Source organism: Alteromonas sp. KUL42 (genome assembly GCF_006538325.1).
Lineage (GTDB): Bacteria > Pseudomonadota > Gammaproteobacteria > Enterobacterales > Alteromonadaceae > Alteromonas.
In genome coordinates this window covers 46766-71399 of sequence record NZ_BJKK01000007.1, presented here as the reverse complement: position 1 = coordinate 71399, position 24634 = coordinate 46766, and the positions used below count along the sequence as shown (strand labels likewise).

Here is a 24634-nt window from a genome sequence, read left to right as displayed (position 1 = left end):
ACAAATACTATGCGTACACATTTTATTCATGCAGCGGTTACCACTGCGGTACTGTCGTGCTTAAGCACCCCTGTATTATCTCAAACCCAACAAGAAAACATCGAAACGCTCACTGTGACAGGTTCGCGTCTTCCAATTCAACTCACACAGTTTCCAGGCTCAGTATCCATTCTGACGGAAAAAGACATACAAGCTTCTGGCGCAATACAATTGACCGACTTGATCCGCGGATTACCCGGTGTCAGTTTGTCTCAATCTGGCAGCCCAGGTGGCTTAACAGAAGTGCGCGTGCGCGGCAGCGAAACTAATCATTTGTTGGTGCTTATCGACGGAGTTATTGCCAATGATGTTGGTCAAGGTAGCTTGATTGATTTGGCGCACCTAACAAGTGCAAACGTACAGCGTATCGAACTTATCAGAGGCCCACAAAGTGCCCGCTGGGGTAGCGGTGCTATTGGCGGTGTACTTAGCATTACCACCAAAGCGGGCAGCTCAGCCCCAAAAGGGACTTCATTAAGTCTTTCTGTCGGCGCTGGCACGCAGGACACCTACCAAGGCGGAGTAAATGCGACATCTCACTCAGATAACGCGCAAATTTCCGCATACGTTAACTTTATGCGTACCGATGGCGACAATATCGCAAGAACAGGTGCTGAAGATGACGGCTACGACAATACTACCGCGGGTATCAACGCAAGCTATATTGCCAGCAAAGCACACCGTTTCTCAGTCAATTTACGAGCAGTTGATTATAAAAATGATTACGACGGTACCGACTTTGTTACTACTGGTCTTCCTGCCGATGCTGACAATGTCACCGATGGCAAACAACTCAGTACTAAGTTAGCTTGGGAATACTCACCAGTTAATTCAGCCTATCGCTCAGTGCTTAGCAGTCAATTCCGTCAAGACAAGAATGACAACCGCACGTCAGGTAGTGATGCGGGCGGCACCACAGGTGAGCGTATTGAGCTCAACTGGACCAATTTTTATTCCTTTGACAATTGGCAAGTGGCAGGAGGCGTAGAATATTTGCAACGCTTATTCGAACAGCGTGGTCCAGTTGATTTTGGCGATCCCAATCAAAAGCAACACGACAACACCCAAAGTGCATTTGCCGAACTAACAGGAGAACTCACTTCCTCACTTGTGGCAACAGTAAGCGCGCGTTTTGACAACAATAGCGAGTTCGACAACGCAACCAGCTATCGCACTGGTTTGAACTGGCAGTTAACGAATACCTACGCCGTTTTTGGTAGCATAGGAAAAGCGGTTAAGACCCCTACCTTCACCGAACGTTTCGGCTATTACCCTGACACATTCATCGGCAACCCTGCCCTTGAGCCAGAAACAAGCGAAGAATGGGAAGTAGGCGTAAAAGCCAACTGGCGTCAGTTTAATGGTCAAGTAAGTGTGTATGGTGCTGACCTTGAGAACGAAATTAATGGCTTTGTGTTTGTTCCTGAGTTAGGAAATTTTAGCGCCGCCAATGTAGACGGTGAAAGTGCCCGTGACGGTGTTGATGTTTCACTGGATTGGTTAGGTGACTTTGGAAAACTTAGCGCTAATTACAGCTATTTGGATGCATCTCAAACAGATGCCGGCACTACAAGTACAGAATTGCGCCGTGCTCGTCATCAAGGCTCTTTAGTTTATACCTCGAACCTTGGTACAGAGCGTTTTAGCCTATACGCTAAACTAGCCTACACTGGTACTCGCTTTGATACATTCTACCCGCCCTACCCTGCTTCAGCACAAACGCTAGCCTTGTCGGCTTATACGCTGGGAACAGTTAATATTAGTTATCAAGTTGATGAACAATGGCGAGTTTCGCTTAAAGTAAATAATGTGTTCGATACCGATTATGAAGACATTGTTGGCTACGCTGGGCAAGAGCGCCGCGCAATGCTGTCCGTAGACTATACCATGTAGATTTTATGTTGGTTTAACGCGGTTTTACACGACATAGGCTAATCATAAGCAATGCTGGCTAAGTGTTGTAAAACGTAAAGATCTGAATAAGGTTCAAATAAAGCACCGCCAATTGGCGGTGCTTTTTTGTATCCTCTCTAAATTCATGCGCTGTTCAGCTTCGCACTTATAAACTCATCCTAGTACGAACTTACGTTCATTGTGTTTTTTGGTCTGATTGTCGCGTTATTGGGCATTGTTCTAGTTAACGCGAGAAGGCTATGATAACCTCCAACTAATACCAATCTGTATAGGAGCTTTCCCACTCTAAGAGGGTAGACTCCTATGCGGATTGGTATAAAGTGCAACGCACCACCATTTTCATTTTTACTACAGGAAGCTATTTGATGAAAAAGTTTGCAGTAATGTTTGTCATGGCAATACTTATGCCTTTAACGGCCTGCGCACAAGAACCAGCGTCGAAATGGAAGGAAGGTACGCATTACACCGTACTCGATAAAGAAGCTACTGATAAACCAGTTATTACTGAATACTTCTCTTTCTGGTGTCCACACTGCTTTAAGTTCGAGCCCATTGTTGAACAAATTAAAGCAAAGAAAAGCGAAGGCACTAAATTCACTAAAGTGCACGTTAATTTCATGCGCTTTACAGGTCCAGAAGTACAAGACGACGCCACTAAAGCAATGTTAATTGCTCGTGCTATGAAACAAGAAGATGCATTGAATGGTGCTATCTTCAACTACATTCATAAACAGCGTGCATCTATTACCGGCCTTAAAGACATTCGCAATATCTTTGTAGTAAACGGTGTAGATGGCGAAGAGTTTGACAAAATGGCGAAGAGCTTTGGTGTAAACAGCATGCTACGTAAGAACCAACAACTTATTGATGACTACCGTGAGCACCTAACCGGCGTACCAAATTTCATTATTAATGGTAAGTATCAGCCAACGTTCACCTCTGACATGACATTTGATGATATCGCTGATTTGATTGTTTGGCTGTCAGAGCAAAAATAATTTACGTTTTTTGTATTTTATAATGGGCGCTTAAGCGCCCATTTTTATTTCAGGAGTACTTTCACTATGTATCCCGTTAGTGACTTAACAGATTTCATCTGCGAACTCGATAGGCTCAAAGCAGTAAAAAGGCAAATTACGCTACCCGCTGACAACAATCGACAAGAAAACTCAGCTGAGCACAGCTGGCACGTTGCCCTGATGGCTTCTGTGTTAAGCCAATATGCGCAAAAGCCAATTGATGTTACCCGCGTCATTCGTATGATCCTCATTCACGATATTGTAGAAATTGACGCAGGTGACATGTTTGCCTTTAACGCACAAGACGATCACGACGCACAAGCGCAAAAAGAACTCGATGCGGCTAAACGCATCTTTGGTTTACTTCCAACGCCTTTAAACAACGAATTGCTAAACCTTTGGTTAGAATTTGAAGAGGCCCAAACTGCAGATGCTGAGTTTGCCAAAGCCATGGATCGCGTGCTGCCAGTATTTCAAAATATGAAAGACGAGGGCGGCAGTTGGAAAAAGCATGGCATTGCCAGAGACAAAATAGAAAAGCGCAATGCACACCTTCAAACCAGTGCCCCTGCCCTTTGGGACTATGTTATGGCCCAACTTGATATTGCAGTTGAACGTGGCTGGCTAGTCAATTAGTGATTACGATATTTGTGTCTAAGAGATTAGCGGTTAAGAAATGAGCGCATAGTCATCTGGGGTATTTACGTTCATTAAACTGGGTTTAAATCTAGATGGCGTTTCAATACTTTCAGCATCTATCGCTTTTAAAATAGAGCGGATAGAGGGCGACTCATTAATAGAGGCGAGTGCTTGAAGTTTATTGTTCAAATGCTTTACATTGTATAGCACAAGGGGAAAGCACTCGTTCTCGAAATACACGCTACGTCTTTTTCTTCTGGCATGTTTAAGCAGCACACAAAGTAATTCAGGAGTCAAAAGCGGCATGTCCACGGGTAACACCAGCACAGTGTTACTCGCTCGTTCTTTTGGCTGTGGTGATGTAGTTAACGTGCTAAAACGAATAAACTGCGCCAAGGCATTTATTAACGCCGCGCCCGGCCCTCTAAATGGCACATCATCAACAAAATCGCACCCCTTTTGCCCCACATAATAAAGATTTTTGACTCCCGTATTGACCACGGTCTGTTTGGCGGTTTCCAAGAAGGTGTTATGACCTAATGTTAACGCGGCTTTGCTGCGTCCCATACGCCGTGATTGGCCACCACACAGGATAAAAGCGCTAACGTCGTCAGCGCCTTCGCCCCAGTGCTCAAAACTCGATGATGCAATCTTCATTTAAAAGCGCGTACCTACCCACATCCAGAAACGATTTGTGTCTACTTTGATATCGCCAGCATCATACGCCGCATATTTAATTCCAACATTGTACTTACCTGCAAACTTCTTAGTGTATTGAAGATTCACTTCACTACCCAAATCATCTACAGTCGCGGTACTTTCATCAGCAGAATAGTTATGATACGCCAACAGCCATTTACCGCCAGCTGCAGCGCCTGCCAAGGAGAGCTTCAAATCTTGTAAGCCTTGTTGAGGTGTTGCCAAAAAGAGATCAGCAAAACCATTAAATTTATGTAGCGTGGCCAGTGGGGTTGCAAAACCATAGAGCCCGTCGTCAGAACCCAATACTTCGTAATCAACTTTGGCAGTAATACCTGAAAACGTAGCTCCCAAATAGGCATTAAAATAAGACGCGTCAAAACTGGTTGCAGCATCACCACTGCCTGACTCACTAGTTTGAGTGGCAAACTCTGCGCCATAGGCCCAGTTCACACTTTCTGTGGTTGTTTTGCCATCATAGCTAATGCCATATGTATCCAATGCATTGTTGGTATCATTGTCTACCTCCAGTAAATAAGCGTAGGCAACAAACTTACCTATTTTCGACTGATATGCAGCGTGTAGGATATGATCTTTAGAGTCTAGGTCAGCCGCCTCTGCAAAGATACGATTGCGCTTATACAAATAACTATAGAATAGCTCTAATTCACTGTTTACTGCGTATTTGGCACTTATCGCGTCGAAGGTTTGCTTGTCTTGACGCCACGCCACGTGACCCACAAATCGGTGATCATCAAGGGTGATCACTTGACGCCCTACTCGCGCTGTAAAATTATCACTCTTGTACTGAATATAGGCTTGATCTAGCTCAGTGGTTTCTGGGTCAGCGATAACCGAGTACTCACCCACATTAAAGCCTGTAGGCCCAACCGTATATTCGTCTTGCCCCATCACAATACGACTATCCTCAACTTCAGCCGTAAACGAGAAGCCATTTACGCTGCCCGTTGAAAAGCCCAGCCATGTGCGCAACGTCAATGCGCTGGCATCTTTTACGGCATTGTCTTGGTCTACTGACTCGTAGCGGAGGTTAAAATCTGCATACGCAGATGAATTACTCAATGCATCATGAATGTCATTCGCCAATGCATGTGTGCCAAAGCTGATGAGTAAAGATGTTGAAAGTAGTTTCAAACTCATTTTGTGTAAGGTTTTCATGTTTATTCCCAATCGATATCAAATATTAAGCGCAGCATTCCCCCCCTGCTTTAACAACAAGGAAAAAAGTTACGGAAATTTAGATGGCGACTTAGCGTGTTTGAACTATTTGTCGCGTTACTATTGTCGCTTCATTCAAAGGCCGGTATGGTTAGGCGGCATCTGAATTACTTTTGTCTTTTTTCTCAGATGACACCCCATTAGCTGATTGCTTTAATGTGCTTTTGCCATGCGACGATACGGTTTCCACTTTCTTTTGTTTGTCGTAAAGAAAGGTCAGTACTTCATGTCGGTAATGGTTGTATTGTTTACTATCGGCGAGTACCAGTCTGTCGCGTGGACGTGGTAGCGCGATATCAAGAATTTCACCAACGGTTGCAGCAGGACCATTGTTCATCATCACAATGCGGTCGGAAAGTAACACTGCTTCATCTACATCATGGGTGATCATGATAACCGTATTACCCAAACTAGCATGAATCTCCATCAGTGAATCTTGTAGATGAGCGCGAGTAAGCGCGTCAAGTGCGCCAAAGGGTTCATCCATCAACAACACCTTTGGCTCCATGGCTAGAGCACGGGCAATACCCACACGCTGTTTCATGCCACCGGAAATTTCATTGGGAAATTTATCGAGGGCATGACTCATATGAACCAAGGCCAAGTTATGTAAGATCCACTCACGCATTTCACTTTTACTTTTGCCCTGCATGGTTGATTTCACTGCCAGTTCTACATTCTTGTACACACTCAACCAAGGTAGAAGAGAATGATTTTGAAACACCACAGCCCTTTCTGGCCCTGGAGAATTCACCTCACTACCATCTAGAATGACACCACCAGTGGTTGCTTGATGCAGACCCGCAATAATATTAAGCACAGTAGATTTACCACATCCACTGTGACCGATAAGGGAAACAAATTCACCCTTTTCTATTTTCAAATTGACGTTTTCAAGTGCTCTGAATGGCCCTTTAGGCGTAGGAAAGTCGATACCTACTTGGGCCAACTCTAAGTGCTTTGTAGACATAGTTTTCTCTCCTAATTTATCAGCGTAAAACGCGAGACTTATCCCAGCTAACAGCGCGCTGGACTGATAACATGCAACGGTCTAATACAAACCCAATTGCCCCAATAGTTAAAACAGCTACCATTATCCTCGCCAGTGACTCACCACTGCCGTTCTGGAATTCATCCCACACAAATTTACCTAAGCCTGGGTTCTGCGCGAGCATCTCTGCGGCAATTAAGACCATCCAACCAATGCCTAACGAAAGGCGCAAACCGGTGAAAATCATAGGAATGGATGAAGGCAAAACAATTTTTGTGAGATGAGACAACGGTGACAAACGCAAAACTTTGCTGACGTTGATAAGGTCGTTGTCTATATTAGACACTCCAACCGCCGTATTAATAAGCGTGGGCCACAAGCAACACAATGAAACTGTAAACGCTGATGTTACAAATGACTTGGAAAATGCTGGATCATCGCTCACGTAGAGCGCACTGACGACCATAGTAACCAAAGGCAGCCACGCCAATGGAGATACAGGTTTAAATAGCTGAATTAATGGGTTTATCGCTGTATAAGCAGATTTACTTAGCCCGCACAAAATACCCACAGGTACTGCGACAATTGACGCGATGAGAAACCCAACTAGTACCGTATATAGACTTGTCCAAATCTGATCCAAAAAAGTCGGCGCACCAGTGAATGCTCTTATCTTTGGAACATAGTTAGGGTCTTGTGCCACCCTTGCTGCATTACGCTCAGCTTGTCGTGTATAAAAAGCATCCGCACTCTCGCGTTGTTCAATATGCTCATTAGCAAGGGCACCTACTTGTTCCCATACTTGTGCAGGTCCAGGAAACTGCCCTAGTGAGGTATCAATACTTTTTGCAACGCCATTCCAAATGGCAAGGAACAATAACAATCCAATAATTGGGAGTAGCAGTGTCGGCGCACTTTGAAACAAGAATCCGGTAACGCCCTCTGAACGGGATGTAGCCGGTGTAAATCTTAAAATTGTGCTTATTTTGCTCATTTTATGTTCCTGATACTTGTTGAGCTTTTGAAAGCTTTAGCTCGAGAGCTTCTTTCAATTATGAGAAAGAAGCCCTGTAAGAAACGAAATTTACAACTCTGTTGTGCCTTTCAAACCAATGTTAAATTGCTCTAAGTACGCATTAGGCTGGGTACCATCAAAGGTAACGCCATCGATAAATTCACTTTGCGGTGGTTTAAAGCCTGACTCAGTAGAAAACTCTGGAAAGTCGGCCGCCTTCGCTTTTCCTTCAGCGATAAGTGCACGTGCTGCCTTTGCATAAACTTCTGGCTTATATACTTTTTTCGCAGTTTCCTTGTACCATTCATCAGACTTAGCGCTTGATATTTGTCCCCAACGACGCATTTGTGTTAAATACCAAATGGCATCGCTGTAATAGGGGTAAGTTGCGTTATGACGGAAAAATACGTTGAAATCAGGTACGTCGCGCTTGTCTCCTTTCTCGTACTCAAACGTACCTGTCATACTGTTTGCCAACACATCTTCATCGGCGCCAACATAATTACTCTTTGAAAGAATTTTTACCGCCTCTGCTCGGTTTGCATTGTTGTTTGCATCCAACCACATCGCCGCTCTAATTAGTGCTTTTACCACGCGAATATGTGTATTGGGGTATTGCTCAGCCCATGCTTGGCTAACGCCAAAAACCTTCTCTGGGTTGTTTTTCCATATCTCGTAATCGGTAATTACCGGTACGCCTATGCCTTTGAAAACGGCTTGCTGATTCCAAGGTTCTCCGACGCAATAGCCATAGATGGTGCCCGCTTCCATTGTTGCAGGCATTTGTGGAGGTGGAGTAACTGAGAGTAGTGCTTGTGCATCAATTTGCCCTGCAGTATCCCCTTTATGCGGTGCATAGTAGCCGGGGTGAATCCCCCCTGCTGCCAGCCAATAGCGTAGTTCGTAATTATGCGTTGATACAGGGAACACCATTCCCATGTTAAAAGGCTTCCCAGCACTTCGATATTCGTCGATCACTGGCTTTAGATAATCCGCTTTTATAGGATGCACAGGTTTCCCATTTTCGTGTGGAATATGTGCTTTCATTTTGTTCCACACTTCATTGGATACCGTGATGCCATTGCCATTCAAATCCATACTAAAAGCAGTGACCACGTGGGATTGCGTACCAAAACCGATGGTGGCACCAAGAGGTTGCCCAGCGAGCATATGCGCGCCATCTAGCTGTCCGTCAATAACGCGGTCTAGCAGTACTTTCCAGTTTGCCTGAGCCTCCAAAGTAACGTACAAACCTTCGTCTTCAAAAAAGCCTTTCTCATAAGCCACTGCGAGAGGCGCCATATCCGTAAGCTTTATAAACCCAAATTTAAGTTCTTCTTTCTCGGGCCAACCTAACGCCTCTTCTTGTGCGAATGCCAAAAAGGGCGAGCTAAGCAAAGACACTGACAGTGTGGTCACAATGCCTTTAGCTAAAGATTGTCTTAAGCGGTGTAGTAAATTTGTTTTCAAACCGGTCATAGATGTTCCTCAAAGCCAAAAAAAAACCCACCAGCGTTTGACATCTAAATGTCATGCTTGGTGGGCTTCGTTGCCGTGTCTGTAATATCGGAGTACTTACAAACGCATTAAATTGTAGTTGGCTAAGCCAATTCGCTTAACCTTGTTGCCTCACTTGTAGGAGGCTAAAAATAAATGATTTATAGTTATTATTGTTCACTTACCATAACCAATTGGAGACATATTGGCTTCCTTACTGACTCCTACGATTCCATCTTAGAACGTTATAGCTAGTGCTGCGTACTACACTCACGCTTGTCACTTTACAGGATTTGTTAAGCTTTATTGCATCGTGTGCCACATTACATTTATTTAAAAGCACACCTTATGCCAAAAATTTAAGACATTGAATTAGCTAACAAAAAAAGAACTCATGCCATTAAAGTTGCCAATTATTCTTTTTTAGTGCACCAAAACCGCATAATTGATTCTTTTTGGTGCGCTATAATTGCTGAGTGAACTGCCCTATTGCATTGACAACCTCACTGGCCCCCTCTTGTATCTCACGCATGGCTTTGCCAGATTCGGTAGAAAATGTCAGTGCTTCACGTGCCTTGTCTTGCCCGGCCTCTATAAGCTGAACAGCGCTTTCCGTCAACTTTCTGTTTTCAGCAACTACATTCACAATTTCTTCCGTGGCAGCACTGGTACGTGAAGCTAGTTGACGCACTTCATCGGCGACAACTGCAAAGCCTCGCCCTTGGTCACCTGCACGGGCTGCTTCAATGGCAGCATTTAGCGCGAGAAGGTTCGTTTGATCTGCAATACCACTTATACTCTTGACGAGGTCAGCTACTTTTTGCGATTGCTCATCTAGCTCCTTAATACCTTCACTCGCATCCCCCATGCTCTTGGCTAATTCCTCCATAATTCGCACCGTTGAATCGAGAATGTCGTTACCTTTTTTAGCTTGTTCACCAGTTTCTTGTGAAACCTCAAAAGCTACAGTCGCGGCTTCGGAAATCGCAAACTCTCGCTGCATTTGTTGCGTAATTACCGTGGCAAACTTGGCTACTTTATAGAGCTTGTTGTTCTCGTCGTGAATTGGATTATATGAAGCTTCAAGCCACACCTCGTTACCATGGCTATCTATGCGTTTAAAACGCCCTGAAGTTGACTTCCCGTTCCTCAAGTCCTGCCAAAACGTTTTGTAATCTTGGGAGTTAGCTTCATCCTGCGTGCAAAAAACTACGATGATGCTTGCCTAAGATTTGCTCTCGTTGATACCCCATACTTTGCAGGAAATTCTCATTTGCATCGAGAATAACGCCATCTAATGTAAACTCTATAACCGCAGATGATCTATGTAAGGCGCTAATCATATCCTTCATTTCGTTGGCTTTTGAGATAGTCCTTGTTTGCTCTGACATATAAAAAGTAATGAATGAAACATTACCATGTATATCATCTACAGGTTGTAAAATGCCCCTAACCCAAATTGTTTCGCCCGAAGCATTCAACAAACTTACAGTGCCATGCCAATGATTATTTGCATCTAGAGCACTTTGCAAATTTTGTGCGCTATTTCTTGTTTGCTTATTATCACAGATTAAGTCTGAAAGTGATTTGCCAATAACATTATTAACTTTATAACCTGTAGCGTTGGTAAAGAGCTCATTTACGTCACGAATTCTTCCTTGAGGGTCAAATTCCACAAACATCATTTCTGCACGCAGTTCTTTCTGGACTGTTTTAAATGCTTCAAGTTCCTTGATAAGCCTTTGATTTTCTTCAGCTAACTTTTTATTTATAAAAAACAAGATGCACTCCTTTTCTAGTTTTTTTTGAAATTCCCGAGTATCACAAACTGTCATATCTCTAAAGCGTAATTCCCCCTTTGGTGCAGTACTTCTTTTGGAAAAAACTGACAAAACCAAGTCAGAAGGTATATAAACTTAGCAGAGACCCGTTACTAGGCTGAATTTATTCGATATAAACACGACACCATAAAGCGCCCATAATTACCTTATCTATGGATAGTAAACACACATCGATTTCTACCAGAAACTTTAGCGTTATAGAGTGCCTTATCAGCGGTATCTAGCACGGTTTTGACACCCCAATTAGCATCGGTAGTAGAATAATATGTTGCCACCCCCAAGCTTACTGTCACATGCGCTGACACAACACTTTTCTCATGTTTTATTTGGAGTTGTTCTACCGCTTCTCGCACTGCTTGCGCTTTAACTTGTGCGCCCTTTTCATCGGTATTAGGTAAGATAGCGACAAATTCTTCACCACCAAAACGTGCACAAAAGTCGGTATTTCGCGTTATAGTGTCGTTTAAACATGACGCGACTGCTTTTAAGCACAAATCACCTTGAGTGTGGCCATAATGGTCGTTATAAGCTTTAAAGAAATCCACATCGATAAGCATGATCGTTAATGGCCACTGATGGCGTTTAGCCATTGCCATACTTTTTTCTATTTCAAGTTCAAATGCTCTACGATTGGCGATATTAGTAAGCGCATCACTTAAAGACAGCCTTATTAGCTCTGCTTCCTGTGTTTTCACACGATTAAAGTACAGCGCAAAACTCTTTGCCAAGCGAGAAACCTCGTCGTTACCTTCAAATTCAACCACCTCATCACTAGCGTGCTCAACCATATTGGTCAAGGCGATTAAGCGAAGAATAATACGCTTATAAATATAGAAAATGATGGCGCAGCAAATAAGCATAACGAGTGTAGACAACCCTAGCGACAGGGTAATCTGGTCAGTAACGCGTGTGCTTGCTGATAACGCACTCTGTGCCGTATTCTTTGTAACCTCACTTGCTCGAAGTTCTATGCTAGAAGCGACTTCCTCAGCGAGGTGCTCAACAAAACTCCCTCTTCCACGAGAACGCCCGCGAATCCGCATGACATTGGCCTGTTTATCAACCATGCCCCATTCGCCTAATATTGCCTTTTCAAGAGTGATAACTAATTTATCAGTATATTGCCCTTTATCTGCACTTTCGCGTAATTGCTTTAGCTGATGGGCAATTTTGCCTTCTAATAATCTGAGTTCATGCAACTGAAACTGTTGGTTAATTTGCGCAATTTTTAACGTGAGAGATACAAGAACTTGAGAAGACTTGAGCTCAATATACCTTTCATCTCGGCCTTCAAAAACTTGATTCAGGTAATCAAAAAGTGCTTCTCGCTCAACTTTTACTTCTTTCTCAACCTCTATTTGCTGACGAACTAGTGTGTTGAGTTCTTCTATTTCTTGTGCAAGCACGTTCAACTGTGTTGAAAAATATTTGTCACTGTGCTCTTGCTGAAGTGCTGATGATTCTAGCCTAGCAAGCGCTTCATCTAACTGACCTTTAATAATACGCCTTGCCGACTGATTCTCCACAGAAGTTAAACGGGTTGTCAACGAAACCAATTGCTGCACATCTCGAGTAATCACCGCCGCTTGGCTTAAAGCAGGGACAGCGTTAGTTGTTACATCACCGAGTAATTGGCGAACGTCGTGAAGCCTAAAAAGGGACAGTAACAGAATAAGAATAAATAGCACCATGACGCTGCATTGTGCAAAAATAAAAACATACAAAGTTGTCTTTTTATTTTGCATCCTAAATCCCGCCTTCCGCTTCGTTTAGGACTCTTTTTTCTTTCTCAAGTGTCACTTCATATTGACTAGTAATAGACCGTATCACTAAGTCGGAGATTTGAGGTTGACGTATCGATTGCGCCTTATTGTGCCGTGCATCTTTTAGTGCATAAAATCCATCCCCACCATTAGCGAGAAAGTTACTGGTTGCGAGGGTGTAAACTTTTTGCCTGTCAAGTGGCTGCCCTGCTACCAAAACGCTTTTCACACGTTTAAGTGGCTGAGCATTGGCATCAAAGGTGTAAGTCATGCCGGATACATGAGGAAACCCACCTTTTAAATTTTCGTATTGGGACAATCCCTCTTCAAGAGCTAATATCAACTGCGCTCCAGTCAAGCTCATGTTCACCACATGTGCTCTGAAAGGAATTTCAGTGACAATATCATGCCTCGTTATCGGCATGCCTGCGGTGTACTCTTTGTTCCCTCGAATGCTACCGCCATTCACTATAGCCACATCCGTTTTAGCGTAGTTTCGCAGTGTATCCGCAATGTAATTAGCAAATGCATTATCTTCGCTTCTTACTTTAGTTCTTAAGGTTGAGAAGCTCGATTGCCATTCACCAATTTGAATGTTCAGCAAGCGTTTAAGCCTTGATTCATATCCTTTAATCTGTTCTTTAACAAACGCGTCCGCCGTTAACTGACTCAACTCAATTTCTTCTACATTAGCAATTGTCCAATGCGATTGCTCACCTAATTCTGCAACAACAGCATAGCCAGCCTTTTGTAGTCGAATACTACTTGGTGAATGCGCTTCGCTGTCAGCATGCTTTTCGCTTAAACGGCTATCTGAAATAAAAGCGATATCAACAACGTGTTTAGCTAATAGGTTTTCAACAAACGGAAATGGGTAAGAATAATGCAATAATACGATATCAGCCCCTCGTTGCCTAAGTGATTTTGCCTCTTCTAAAATGGCTTTTTGAGGTGACTCTATCGAGATATCTGACAGTTGATATTCATCTATTACTCTGTCATGAAGGACAGAGATTACCCCTAACGTAATATTGTTTTTGGTAATCAGTACTGATGTATTTAGACCATCTAGCGCACGCCCCACACGATTATCAATGACATTGCTCGTGACAAAAGGGAATGCCGCTTCATAGGAACGCAATGACAGTTCATCTTCATAGAAACTAAACTCGCGCTTCGTTATCCCCATTACATCAGGTTCAATAGTATTAAGAATATCGATAATGTGCGACCCACGGTCGAACGAAGACAACGCACTTGGGCCTATCGAGCCTCCGCCATAGATAAAAAAACCGTACCACCTTGTTTTCGATATTTTTTTACAAGTGTTTGTAACTGTGCGTAGTAACCGGATTGCTCTTCCGAAATATTAGGCATGTCCGCTGAAAAAATAAAAGTAACCGGCAGGTGAGCATGATCAGCCTTAGAAACTAACGGAAAAATAGTAAGTAGAAGAAGGAATAGCCCCAGTCGCATTGTTTTGCTTTATCCACGCTCATTTTTATCTCATTAACAATTATAGCGACTAATAAGTCAAGACGATGACGCAAGAAGGAGACTATTGTCTAAGAAAACTCAAAGTAAACCTTTTGTTAATAGGACCTTAGGATTTTTGATTTACGTTTTCGCTGAAGCCTTTAAGCAAAAATGGATATTCGAGGGTCAGCTTTCTAAAATATCTCCTCCCTTAAAAAGGTAACGCAGATTTATTTCTCTCTGCCCATAAACGGCGAGCATCCCTTAGCGCGTCAGAGGCATCACATTGACTAATGAGCACCAAATAACTTGCCAGGGTACTTATAATGGCTTGCTCACCATATAAACTATTCTTACTACCGTACCAAACATCTAGCATATCCTCTACGTTCATGTACTTGTCTTTCAACGCCCATTTATCTGAGACAACAGGTAATGTCACTTCTTCTGTTTGCCCTGCTCGGGTAATAAGTAGCGCGGTTTCTCTCTCGCCATTGACTTCTGGGTCTCCGCCATCACCTCTGAAACACAAGGCATCGGTATTGGGGTAGTTTTCATTTACGCGACAGTGTTTGTAGTCTAGGTGCATATGATAAACACCCTGTACGCAATATTTAGCCGCACTGGGGTTAAGTAACCGCGCCAATGTATTAGCACATGAGCGCAAACCAAAAACTTCTCTTAACTTTATAATGTCATCAAGGGCAGGCAAAAGATAAGACAAATCAAGATAGGTTACCCCCTGAGAATTCAACTGCTGTTGAGCACTGGCAATACTTTCAACTGCAGGTAATCCTAACGCGGGTAATACCTCACTGGCATACAGACGACCAGAACCAGGCTCGTGGGCACCGTGAAGCATAATAGCGTAACCTTGTCTTACAAGCACGGCCACGGCGAGTAAATACCAGGGTAGCTGTCTGCGTTTACCCGCGTAACAGCCAATATCAATGGTAGGGGTTAAGCTTCGGACATCTGGGGTAAGCAATTCACGACAGGCATCGATAAATCCGATGACTTCTTCGGCGGTTTCTTCCCGTGTTCGCAATAACATCAAAAACGCGCCGCGCTGCTCACCAGTCACTTGATTGGCAAGTACCATTTTCATTGCGTAATAGGCTTCTTCACGGGTAAGGCTGCGCCCCCCTTTTTGGCCCTTGCCAATTATTTTGATGTATTCACTAAATGGTGGCTGCATGCTTTTTCGTGTGAAGTAGGATGGTATCGACTGAATGTCGAAACTCTACCACCTTTCCTAAAATAAGTAACGTGGGGCCAGTTAAATTGGCATGACTAACATTGGCGCCTATTGAACTCAGTGTACCGGTGATTATGCGCTGCGACGGCATTGTGGCATTTTCAATTGCTGCTACTGGCCAATCACTAGGTACGCCAAACTGCTTAAGCCCATTGCACAAGCCTTGTAGACGACTTAGCCCCATATACACTACTACAGTCTGTTTGAGTACATTTTGCGCCAATGGTGCCATTTCAGGCCATTGGGATGCATCTTTAAAATGCGCCGTGATAAAACTAACCGATTGGGCGCAACGCCTATCAGTGAGCGGAATACCTGTATAAGCAGAAACACCTGAAGCAGCAGTGATACCAGGCACAATAGCAAATGAAATACCTGCTTGTTCAAGAGCAACGGCCTCTTCACTTGTTCTGGCAAATAACGCGGGGTCGCCGCCTTTAAGTCGCACTACTAACTTCCCTTGAAGGGCCAAATCAACAATACGGTGGCAAATATCAGCTTGCGATGCACTGTGCTTCTTACAACGTTTACCCACGTATTCCCTAGCAACGCCGTTTGGAATAAGCGATAGTACCTCGTCGCTCACTAGCGCATCGAATAATACAACGTCAGCGGTTTGTAACAGTCGAAACGCTTTTAGCGTTAATAACTCGCTATCGCCTGGCCCTGCGCCAACTATGAATACTTGCCCTTTAGAAGAGTCCTGACTACTTCGTGTATCATTTCTTGAGTGTAACGGCGTTTTAAGTGCAAACGGCCCCGTTCTTAAATAGTGTGATAACCGCAATAATGGCGATTGTGATAATACGGAAGAAAGCAACGAAGAATTCAGAAAAGAAAATACTGAAGTAACTGATAACATAAGCTCACTCCTAAAAGAAAAGGCATTAATTCGCTTGAAATTTTATAGACGTCGATTGAGATAACATGTCTGCTAATGCAGGCTTACAGGAACCGCAGTTCGTACCGCACTTAAGCTTCAAACCCAGCTCACTCACTGAATTCACTCCATTTTTTATTGCTTCATTAATGGGCTTTTCTCTCACATTGAAACAACTGCACACCACACTGCCATTAAGGAAACTTTCATCCACTTCACAGCGCATAAGCTTGCATTGCTTTTCCAACGAAAGGGGGTTATTCAACAACGAGGCTAACCAGTTACTTGGCATGTAACACTCTAATTTAGGAATAATAGGTTCATCACTTAAAACAGCAATAAAACACAACACATCATTTTTAAGGGCTATACACACTGAGTAATCATTGTGATGAAATTGATGCTGTACCGTATTTTGAGGCAGTACCGTCAACAGCGCTTTTGCAATATCGGCACGTTTACCATTTTTAGCGAAGTTCAAAACTTCTGCTTCAGAATTATCACTAGTAGGAACGAGGGTCTTTGTCCAAAAATCCACAGATTCCTTTAAGGCGTACTCGTCACATTGCTCACCAAACAAAAAACTGCCGTACACGTCGTAGCTGACAGGGGTAATAGAGGCTGCAGCATGCTTCAATTCAGGCTGCCCTGAAATGGCATCGACGGCACTTGCGTATAATGCCCCTAACTTGCTGTGCGACCCCCATTGACCAGACCAATGAATAGGAATGAATACCTCTCCCTTACGCATGGAAGGGTCTATTTTCACTGGGTAAATAACCTTTGATGTTGTGGCATCCTTGGTTTTATTTTTGCCATTGCCTCCCAAGCGGTCTTCATCATCAGACTTCGTTGTGTTTTCCATTGAAGTACTTTTCAAAGACGCCAAATCACCGTTACTTAACCCTAATGCTTTCCCATCGTCAGGATGTATATGTACGCAAGCCTCTGCCATATGAGCCAACAACTTAGTGGCCTTGCCTGTACGGGTCATAGTATGCCATTGATCTCGTGCACGGCCGCTATTTACTACAAAAGGGTAAGTAGTATTGGTGAGTTGCAACGGCGGGTTAAATTTCACGGGTACGAGCCGCGCCTTGCCACTTGCTGTTGGAAACTGTTTATCGGCGAAAGGGCGAAGAGAAACAAGCTCGTCGCCCTGTTCGAATGCATGACGAATTGGCCACTGTATGGGTGAAAGCCCATCATATTGAGCTTCACTTAAACCCTTTAATGGCGACAGATTAAGCAAACGCTTTCCGTTATTTTGATACCCAGTTAGCCCTGCGTACTCACTGAATATTTGTGCGGGGTGACTGAAGCTAAAAGCATCAACAAATCCCATTGCCTTGGCGACTTCACACATTATTTGCCAGTCGTGCTTTGCTTCGCCAGGCGCGGCAAGAATGCCTCTTTGCCTTGAAATTCGACGCTCCGAATTGGTCACCGTTCCATTTTTCTCAGACCATCCCGTTGCAGGTAGCGCAACATGCGCAAAATTGAGGGTATCATTAGACACCACAATATCTGAAACCACAACCATGTCGCACTTTTTCAGTGCACGCTCTACCTGCAAACGGTTGGGCATGCTTACCACTGGGTTAGTGCCCATGATCCATATGAATTTTACCTTTCCTTGCTCAACTGCGTTGAACAAATCTACGGCTTTTAGCCCTTGTTGCGCCGGCATACTAGGAGCATTCCAATATGTTTGAACCGCTTGAACGTGCTCTTCATTGTCTAAATCAAGGTGTGCAGCCAACATATTTGCAAGGCCGCCAACTTCACGCCCGCCCATGGCGTTGGGTTGCCCTGTGATAGAAAACGGCCCGCAGCCTTCCTTACCAACTAAATCGAGCGCCAAGTGACAATTGATAATACTCTGTGCTTTATCAACGCCAAAAGCCGATTGATTTACGCCCATAGAGTAGAAAGTAATAACCCGTGGTGATGAACAAAAGAGGGAGTAAAACGCTTTCAACTGCAATGTTGATATGTCGCATTGCTGTGCAATCTCTTCTATTGTCAGGCCAGCTGCTGATTCAAGTGTACTTGCTAACCCCTCTGCAAACTGGCTAACCAAAGTGTGGTTAATACGGTCTGTGCTTTGCGCAAAATCTAACAAGCCATTGAACAATGCCACATCACTACCTGGTTTGATGGCTAGGTGTACATCGGCAATGGTACATGTTTCGGTGCGACGGGGGTCGACGACCACCACTTTCATGTTCGGGTTACGTAACTTTGCCCGTGTTATCCGCTGAAAAAGAACAGGGTGTGCCCACGCCGTGTTACTCCCCGTAATCACCAGCAGGTCGGTATTTTCAAGGTCGCTGTAATTGCACGGGACCACATCTTCGCCAAACGCACGTTTATAAGCTGACACCGCTGAAGACATGCACAAACGAGAATTCGTATCGATATTGGCACTGCCAATAAAGCCTTTCATGAGCTTATTGGCGATATAGTAGTCTTCCGTAAGTAATTGCCCAGATACATAAAAAGCAACGGCATCCGCACCATACTGCGCTATGGTAGAAGTAATTTTATCTGCAATGGTACTTGTGGCCGTGTCCCAATCCACCCGCTCTCCTGCTATGGTTGGGTACAACAAACGCCCTTCTAAGCCGTTTGTTTCTAGCAGGTTTGCGCCCTTTATACACAATCTTCCAAAATTGGCGGGATGCTCGGGCGTGCCTTTAACGTTGTCCAGGGTTATGGCACGCGCACTTACGTTGCAACTGATATCCACACCACAACCTACACCGCAATAAGGGCATGTGGTTTGCCTTAATTGTTCAGTCGCTATTTCAGGTTGAGGTATTGGCATATTCATCTAGAATCCTACTTATAAATTAAGCGCTAACAAGCAATATAGACTTGCTCACCATCTTGTTTTATCGCAAAGGTTTTAAGTGTTATGTCATTGCGCTCTTTACACACTCCGCTTTGCAGAAAGTAGTGTTCTTTGTACAAAGGTGAAGCCACCACTGGCTCCCCCTCCAATGAACCTATCAAACCGCGATATATAACGTTTGCCTTACCAATAGGGTCGTAATTACTCACCGCATAAAGGGAAGTGAAACCGTTCATATCGATATTGAATATTGCGACTTGCTGCTCACCGACGAGTGCACATACACCACTATTAAGTACCAGTTCACTGGCGTCACAGACGTAATGCCAAACCGGTGATATATCTTGCGCTGCAGTCATTTTTCGTTCCTCAAAAATTTAAATTAAGATAATTACACCATCGCCACAGGGATGAGCTTTTCGGCTCCAGCTAACTTTTCTTTCTCAGTTGCCGGTCTCACTTGCCCCCGTTCAGACACAAACTGAATGTTGCTATCACTTTCATTGCTATTTACAAATTGACGGAAGCGTTTTCTCGCCTCCTCATTTTCAAGTGTGGTTTTCCATTCGCATTGATACGCATCTACAACGGCATTCATCTGCGACTCCAGCTCATCGTTAATGCCAAGCGCGTCGTTGATGACTACGTCTTGTAAATAGCTCAAGCCGCCTTCTAGATTGTCCATCCATACGGATGTTCTTTGCAGTCGGTCGGCGGTTTTTACGTAGAACATTAAAACGCGGTCGATATATTTGATGAGGGTTTCAGTATCTAAATCGGTAGCGAACAGATCGGCATGACGAGGTTTCATGCCTCCATTACCGCACACATAAAGGTTCCAGCCTTGTTCAGTGGCAATTACACCGATGTCTTTACTTTGTGCTTCGGCGCACTCGCGGGTACAGCCTGAAACCGCAAACTTAATCTTGTGCGGCCCGCGTAAGCCTTTGTATCTATTTTCTAGGTCAATAGCGGTACCAACTGAATCTTGCACGCCATAGCGACACCATGTGCTGCCAACACAGGACTTCACTGTGCGAAGCGCTTTGGCATAGGCATGTCCGGTTTCAAAACCGCCATCGACTAACTTTTGCCAAATGTCTGGTAGTTGCTCAACGCGGGCGCCAAACAGGTCAATACGTTGCCCACCCGTGATTTTGGTGTAAAGATGATATTCCTTGGCAATTTCGCCCAATAAAATGAGTTTCTCTGGTGTAATCTCACCACCCGGTACCCGAGGCACAACGGAGTAAGTGCCATCCTTTTGCATATTACCGAGGTAAATATCATTGGTATCTTGTAAAGGCAAATGGGCCTTATCGAGAATGTATTCATTGTAAACTGATGCCAAAATAGAGCCTACTGCGGGCTTACATACGTCACACCCAAGTCCTTCTCCATGATGACTTATCAGCTCTTCAAATGTGCGTATACCATTCACTTTAACAATGTGAAATAGCTCTTGGCGTGTGTGATTAAAGTGCTCGCAAATGGCTTTTGATACTTCCACACCACGCTTTTCAAGTTCACCGTCAACCACATTCTTTAAAAGCGCAGCACAGCCGCCACACCCGCTGCTTGCTTTAGTTTGACCTTTGACATCAGCCACACTACAACAACCACTATCGATGGCTGCGACAATGTCTCCTTTCGTTACATTCAAGCATGAACAAATAGAAGCAGTATCAGGCAATGCATCAACACCAAGAGCAGGTGCACTATCAGACGATGGTAAAATTAAGCTTTCAGGGTGCTCGGGCAACGCAATATCATTCAAAGCGTATTGCAGTAACGTGTCATATTCAGACGTATCACCCACCAAAACGGCGCCGAGTACTTTTTGTTGTGCGCTATCTACCACAAGTTTTTTGTACACGCCTTCCGGCTGATTCAAATAGGTATAACTAAGCGCGCCGGGCGTGCGTTCATGGGCATCACCTATTGAACCAACTTCAACGCCCATAAGCTTGAGTTTGGTACTCATATCTGCACCAGTAAACTGCTTGTCACCATCGGTTAAGTGGCTCACTGCAACACGTGCCATGGCATAGCCAGGGGCAACCAATCCAAAAATTTTGTTGTCCCAAAGCGCACATTCACCAATAGCGTAAATATTAGGGTCAGATGTCACACACTGATTATCAATGACGATACCACCGCGTTCACCCAAGGCCAGTGAGGCCGTTTTACCAAGTTGATCAGACGGTCTGATACCGGCAGAGAAAAGGATCATGTCTGTCTCTAATACCGAGTTGTCAGCAAACACCATTTTATAACGACACTGTTCTCCTGCTTCGATAACTTGTGTGGCTTTTTGCGTATGTACCGTCACACCAAGTGATTCAATTTTTTCTTTTAGTAGATTGCCACCTGCTTGGTCTAGCTGCACTGCCATTAATTGAGGAGCGAACTCGACAACGTGAGTTTGAAGGCCGGCCTGTTTTAATGCATTGGCCGCTTCAAGGCCCAGTAAACCACCGCCAACGACAACGCCAACCTTGCTGACTTTTGCCGATGCTTCAATTGCCAAAAGGTCATCAATAGTGCGATATACTAAGCAGTGTTCTTGATCGTTGCCGGGAATTGGCGGTACAAAAGGATAAGAGCCAGTAGCAAGTATTAGCTTGTCGTATTCAAAGGACTGGCCATCTTGTGTTGTGACCTGTTGTTGAGTGCGGTCAATATCAGTCACCATTGCATTGGTAACTACATTCACCCCCCATTGGGCATATTGCGCGGGTGTGGTTAAGGCCAAATCTTCTGCAGTTGCACCACTGAAGAACGATGACAAGTAAACCCGATCGTAGGCCAAACGTGACTCACCACATAGTACGGTAATGTCAACATTGGCTTCGCTTTGGTGAAGCTGCTCGACAAAGTGGTGGCCTACCATGCCGTTACCAACAACAACAATTCGCTTTTTTACGTCCAATGAAGTCATGATATTCCCCTTATTTGGGACAAAAAAAAGCCCGCTTCAACTTTCGTTGATGCGGGCTTCGTTGCCTATTTGCTAAGCACTGACAAGATGCTTAGCTCACACATTTTACGGAGTGTTTTATTTCACACACTTTTAGCGATTGACACAAAATCGCTAAATCACACTTTACCTTAAAGAGTATCCAATATAAGTGCCAAATCTGTAACTTATTAATTTACATAGAATAAGTCAAAAAATCACACGATAACAAGTACACTAGATGCACCAAACAAACGCAATATTGTATTTACTTGGTGCAGCAAACACCCTCTTCGTGTTACGGCACGCTCTTTGCGTGGATTTACGCTAATTTGTCTGTCGCAACGCGATAACGCGGGTCTTCTACCACGTTAATTTCTACGTACTTATCCGCTTTGCGTAACAATGAACGACATTCGTCGCTAATATGGCGAATATGCAGCTTCTTGCCTTGCTCTTCGTATTTGCCAGCAAGTGAATCTAACGCATCTATGCCTGATGAATCCCAAATACGTGACTCTTTAAAGTCAATCACCACATCTTCTGGGTCGTTAGCTATATCAAACAAGTCTTTAAAATGAGATACCGAACCAAAGAACAACGGCCCATCAAGTTCGTAAACCTTCCAGCCATCATTATCGATATGTGATTTTGCTTCGATATGACGTGCGTGTTTCCACGCAAAGACAAGTGCAGACACAATAACACCCACAACAACGGCAATTGCCAAGTCAGCGATAACGGTTACACCGGTTACCAAAAATAGAACGAACGCATCTTCTTTATTCACACCGCGCACAATTCTAAATGATGCCCATTCGAAGGTAGCAATAACTACAACGAACATCACACCAACTAACGCTGCTAATGGGATCATTTCGATTAATGGAGCAGCAAATAAAATGAACCCCAACAGTACAACAGCTGCAGTAATACCAGATAAACGCCCACGACCACCCGAGTTAATATTAATCATACTTTGACCAATCATGGCGCAACCGCCCATACCACCAAAAAAGCCATTAACTGTATTGGCAACACCTTGGCCAACACATTCTTTGTTTCCGCGACCACGGGTGTCGGTCATCTCATCGATAAGCGTAAGTGTTAACAAAGATTCAATTAAACCTACAAGACACAAAATGACAGATGTAGGTAGAATAATCATGAAGGTTTCCCACGTGAATGGCACCATAGGAATTGCAAAACTAGGCAATTCACCGGCCAGCGTCGCGGAATCTCGCTGGTCAGCAGGTAACAGGTCTCTTACGAAATCGATAACTGTACGCGCTTCAAGGTCTAGACCATGTACCAAGGCTGTAACGGCTACAATTGCCACCAACGAAGCAGGAACCGCCGTGGTCAATTTGGGCAATAAGTAGATAATTGCCATGGTTAACGCGACCAAGCCAAGCATCCAATAAAGTAATGTCCCTTCCATCCATTGCAGCTCACCCGCCGCATTAATGACTTTAAACTGACCAAGCTGAGCAAGAAAAATAACAATAGCAAGACCGTTCACAAACCCTAACATAACAGGATATGGCACAAGTCGAATAAACTTCCCAAGCTTGAAAATACCACACAAAATTTGCAGTAGTCCGGCTAAAATCACGGCGGCAAATAAGTACTGCACACCGTGCTGAGCAACCAATGCCACCATAACAACGGCCATTGCACCAGTAGCACCAGATATCATGCCTGGGCGCCCACCAATAGCGGATGTGATCAATCCCATCATAAACGCAGCATACAAACCAATCATGGGTTCAACGCCAGCTACAAATGCAAATGCCACGGCTTCCGGTACTAGCGCCAATGCGACAGTAATACCAGAAAGCACATCATTTTTTACATTGCTGTCTTTACTTGTAATTAAATTGAACATGTTCTCTCAGAAACTAGGGTGTTAAACACAAAAGCCTTTTATAGCATCTCTGTCGTCGAACAACAGGCTCTAAAAGGCTTTATAGAAATTTGTTGGCGATTCTATCACCATTAGTGCATAAAATCTTTTAATAGGTTGTTAGTGCGGTGCGTCAAATGATCACATTGTTCTCACTGATTTGTTACTATGGCGACTGTGATGCATTACCATAATGAATAAAATTCTCAAGAGGAGTCAAAGTGGTACCCTATACACTCACCATTTTATGCGTCTGTGTGGCTGGCGCAATTCACTGGATGTCACCTAAGGCGTATTGGAAAGCGACACTAATGTCGACTGCGGTAATATTACTATTTTCAGTTGCCGCACTTTTTATTTTTCAAGCTTCTGGCATGTTAGTTAGTGAACAGACCGGTGAAAACGCCGACTTTTCTGGTCAGATGCTCACCATTACAATCTTAGTTACCTTTTTTGGGTTTCTTATCTCCCTTTTCGTGGGCTGGTTTTTACGCGTCGTTAGAAACTGATATATCACTGCTTGGTTGCGCCATAATGGTGCAGCCAACCTTTCCGAATTACGCTTTTCTCTGCTACTGGATCAAATTAAGTTTTGGTCTAATTTCTAAAAATCCTCCATCTTTTCCTGCCTAGCCTCAGTTA

19 protein-coding genes are annotated in these 24634 nt (G+C 44.0%); 4 read left to right on the top strand and 15 right to left on the bottom strand.

Translation table 11 applies throughout. The features are described 5' to 3' along the window. The first annotated feature begins 9 nt into the window (after nucleotides 1-9). The 3 genes from EYR97_RS11440 to EYR97_RS11430 all read left to right on the top strand — a co-directional run bounded on the left by EYR97_RS11440 (nucleotide 10) and on the right by EYR97_RS11430 (nucleotide 3608). The gene (locus EYR97_RS11440) at nucleotides 10-1932 is read left to right on the top strand and encodes a TonB-dependent siderophore receptor (RefSeq protein ID WP_131093946.1); all 1923 of its coding nucleotides are present in this window, start codon (nucleotides 10-12) and stop codon (nucleotides 1930-1932) included. A gap of 386 nt (nucleotides 1933-2318) precedes the next feature. Further along, entirely contained in the window at nucleotides 2319-2951 is a 633-nt protein-coding gene (locus EYR97_RS11435) for a thiol:disulfide interchange protein DsbA/DsbL (RefSeq protein WP_131093945.1), read from the top strand. A 66-nt stretch (nucleotides 2952-3017) separates the two neighbouring features. Next, on the top strand, nucleotides 3018-3608 hold the full coding sequence (locus EYR97_RS11430) for an HD family hydrolase (protein ID WP_131093944.1): 591 nt from the start codon (nucleotides 3018-3020) through the stop codon (nucleotides 3606-3608). 33 nt (nucleotides 3609-3641) lie between these two features. On the opposite strand, the gene EYR97_RS11425 is transcribed toward EYR97_RS11430, so the two are convergent. The 15 genes from EYR97_RS11425 to EYR97_RS11350 all read right to left on the bottom strand — a co-directional run bounded on the left by EYR97_RS11425 (nucleotide 3642) and on the right by EYR97_RS11350 (nucleotide 23974). Continuing rightward, entirely contained in the window at nucleotides 3642-4268 is a 627-nt protein-coding gene (locus tag EYR97_RS11425; RefSeq protein ID WP_131093943.1) for a molybdenum cofactor guanylyltransferase, read from the bottom strand. Continuing rightward, a complete protein-coding gene (locus EYR97_RS11420) occupies nucleotides 4269-5471 on the bottom strand; it encodes an alginate export family protein (protein WP_404840964.1) in 1203 nt (400 codons plus the stop codon). Between the two features lie 169 nt (nucleotides 5472-5640). Next, nucleotides 5641-6519, bottom strand: a complete 879-nt coding sequence (locus EYR97_RS11415; RefSeq protein WP_131093941.1) for an ABC transporter ATP-binding protein — start codon at nucleotides 6517-6519, stop codon at nucleotides 5641-5643. Between the two features lie 19 nt (nucleotides 6520-6538). Further along, complete coding sequence (locus EYR97_RS11410; RefSeq protein ID WP_131093940.1) at nucleotides 6539-7534, bottom strand: ABC transporter permease; 996 nt, start codon at nucleotides 7532-7534, stop codon at nucleotides 6539-6541. 90 nt (nucleotides 7535-7624) lie between these two features. Next, a complete protein-coding gene (locus EYR97_RS11405; protein ID WP_131093939.1) occupies nucleotides 7625-9034 on the bottom strand; it encodes a CmpA/NrtA family ABC transporter substrate-binding protein in 1410 nt (469 codons plus the stop codon). A 481-nt stretch (nucleotides 9035-9515) separates the two neighbouring features. After that, nucleotides 9516-10205: a methyl-accepting chemotaxis protein gene (locus tag EYR97_RS22695; RefSeq protein WP_165478036.1), complete on the bottom strand. Its 690-nt coding sequence runs from the start codon at nucleotides 10203-10205 to the stop codon at nucleotides 9516-9518. 37 nt (nucleotides 10206-10242) lie between these two features. Beyond that, the gene (locus EYR97_RS22690) at nucleotides 10243-10833 is read right to left on the bottom strand and encodes a PAS domain-containing protein (protein ID WP_165478035.1); all 591 of its coding nucleotides are present in this window, start codon (nucleotides 10831-10833) and stop codon (nucleotides 10243-10245) included. Nucleotides 10834-11039: 206 nt separating this feature from the next. After that, nucleotides 11040-12638: a diguanylate cyclase gene (locus EYR97_RS11390; RefSeq protein WP_131093938.1), complete on the bottom strand. Its 1599-nt coding sequence runs from the start codon at nucleotides 12636-12638 to the stop codon at nucleotides 11040-11042. Between the two features lies 1 nt (nucleotide 12639). Then, nucleotides 12640-13908: a bifunctional UDP-sugar hydrolase/5'-nucleotidase gene (locus EYR97_RS11385; RefSeq protein ID WP_242634992.1), complete on the bottom strand. Its 1269-nt coding sequence runs from the start codon at nucleotides 13906-13908 to the stop codon at nucleotides 12640-12642. Nucleotides 13909-14343: 435 nt separating this feature from the next. Then, on the bottom strand, nucleotides 14344-15330 hold the full coding sequence (locus EYR97_RS11380; RefSeq protein WP_131093937.1) for a glycosyl transferase family protein: 987 nt from the start codon (nucleotides 15328-15330) through the stop codon (nucleotides 14344-14346). Further along, on the bottom strand, nucleotides 15314-16252 hold the full coding sequence (cobA, locus tag EYR97_RS11375; protein WP_131093936.1) for a uroporphyrinogen-III C-methyltransferase: 939 nt from the start codon (nucleotides 16250-16252) through the stop codon (nucleotides 15314-15316). Before cobA ends, EYR97_RS11380 begins: the two co-directional genes overlap by 17 nt. A 25-nt stretch (nucleotides 16253-16277) precedes the next feature. After that, entirely contained in the window at nucleotides 16278-19106 is a 2829-nt protein-coding gene (locus EYR97_RS11370) for a nitrate reductase (protein ID WP_131093935.1), read from the bottom strand. Nucleotides 19107-19132: 26 nt separating this feature from the next. After that, complete coding sequence (nirD, locus tag EYR97_RS11365) at nucleotides 19133-19486, bottom strand: nitrite reductase small subunit NirD (protein ID WP_131093934.1); 354 nt, start codon at nucleotides 19484-19486, stop codon at nucleotides 19133-19135. 32 nt (nucleotides 19487-19518) lie between these two features. After that, nucleotides 19519-22068, bottom strand: coding sequence for a nitrite reductase large subunit NirB (nirB, locus tag EYR97_RS11360; protein WP_131093933.1), 2550 nt, complete (start codon nucleotides 22066-22068; stop codon nucleotides 19519-19521). Nucleotides 22069-22408: 340 nt separating this feature from the next. Next, a complete protein-coding gene (locus tag EYR97_RS11350; protein WP_131093932.1) occupies nucleotides 22409-23974 on the bottom strand; it encodes a SulP family inorganic anion transporter in 1566 nt (521 codons plus the stop codon). A gap of 239 nt (nucleotides 23975-24213) precedes the next feature. On the opposite strand from EYR97_RS11350, the gene EYR97_RS11345 reads away from it, so the two are divergent. After that, nucleotides 24214-24501, top strand: coding sequence for a hypothetical protein (locus EYR97_RS11345; RefSeq protein ID WP_131093931.1), 288 nt, complete (start codon nucleotides 24214-24216; stop codon nucleotides 24499-24501). Nucleotides 24502-24634: the final 133 nt, after the last annotated feature.

Coding starts and splice junctions, on each gene's coding strand:
- EYR97_RS11405 (WP_131093939.1), bottom strand. CDS start 9,034: ATGACCGGTTTGAAAACAAATTTACTACACCGCTTAAGACAATCTTTA.
- nirB (WP_131093933.1), bottom strand. CDS start 22,068: ATGACTTCATTGGACGTAAAAAAGCGAATTGTTGTTGTTGGTAACGGC.
- EYR97_RS11425 (WP_131093943.1), bottom strand. CDS start 4,268: ATGAAGATTGCATCATCGAGTTTTGAGCACTGGGGCGAAGGCGCTGAC.
- EYR97_RS11420 (WP_404840964.1), bottom strand. CDS start 5,471: ATGAGTTTGAAACTACTTTCAACATCTTTACTCATCAGCTTTGGCACA.
- nirD (WP_131093934.1), bottom strand. CDS start 19,486: ATGACTGCAGCGCAAGATATATCACCGGTTTGGCATTACGTCTGTGAC.
- EYR97_RS11390 (WP_131093938.1), bottom strand. CDS start 12,638: ATGCAAAATAAAAAGACAACTTTGTATGTTTTTATTTTTGCACAATGC.
- EYR97_RS11370 (WP_131093935.1), bottom strand. CDS start 19,106: ATGAATATGCCAATACCTCAACCTGAAATAGCGACTGAACAATTAAGG.
- EYR97_RS11350 (WP_131093932.1), bottom strand. CDS start 23,974: ATGTTCAATTTAATTACAAGTAAAGACAGCAATGTAAAAAATGATGTG.
- EYR97_RS11380 (WP_131093937.1), bottom strand. CDS start 15,330: ATGCAGCCACCATTTAGTGAATACATCAAAATAATTGGCAAGGGCCAA.
- EYR97_RS11415 (WP_131093941.1), bottom strand. CDS start 6,519: ATGTCTACAAAGCACTTAGAGTTGGCCCAAGTAGGTATCGACTTTCCT.
- EYR97_RS11435 (WP_131093945.1), top strand. CDS start 2,319: ATGAAAAAGTTTGCAGTAATGTTTGTCATGGCAATACTTATGCCTTTA.
- cobA (WP_131093936.1), bottom strand. CDS start 16,252: ATGTTATCAGTTACTTCAGTATTTTCTTTTCTGAATTCTTCGTTGCTT.
- EYR97_RS11410 (WP_131093940.1), bottom strand. CDS start 7,534: ATGAGCAAAATAAGCACAATTTTAAGATTTACACCGGCTACATCCCGT.
- EYR97_RS11440 (WP_131093946.1), top strand. CDS start 10: ATGCGTACACATTTTATTCATGCAGCGGTTACCACTGCGGTACTGTCG.
- EYR97_RS11430 (WP_131093944.1), top strand. CDS start 3,018: ATGTATCCCGTTAGTGACTTAACAGATTTCATCTGCGAACTCGATAGG.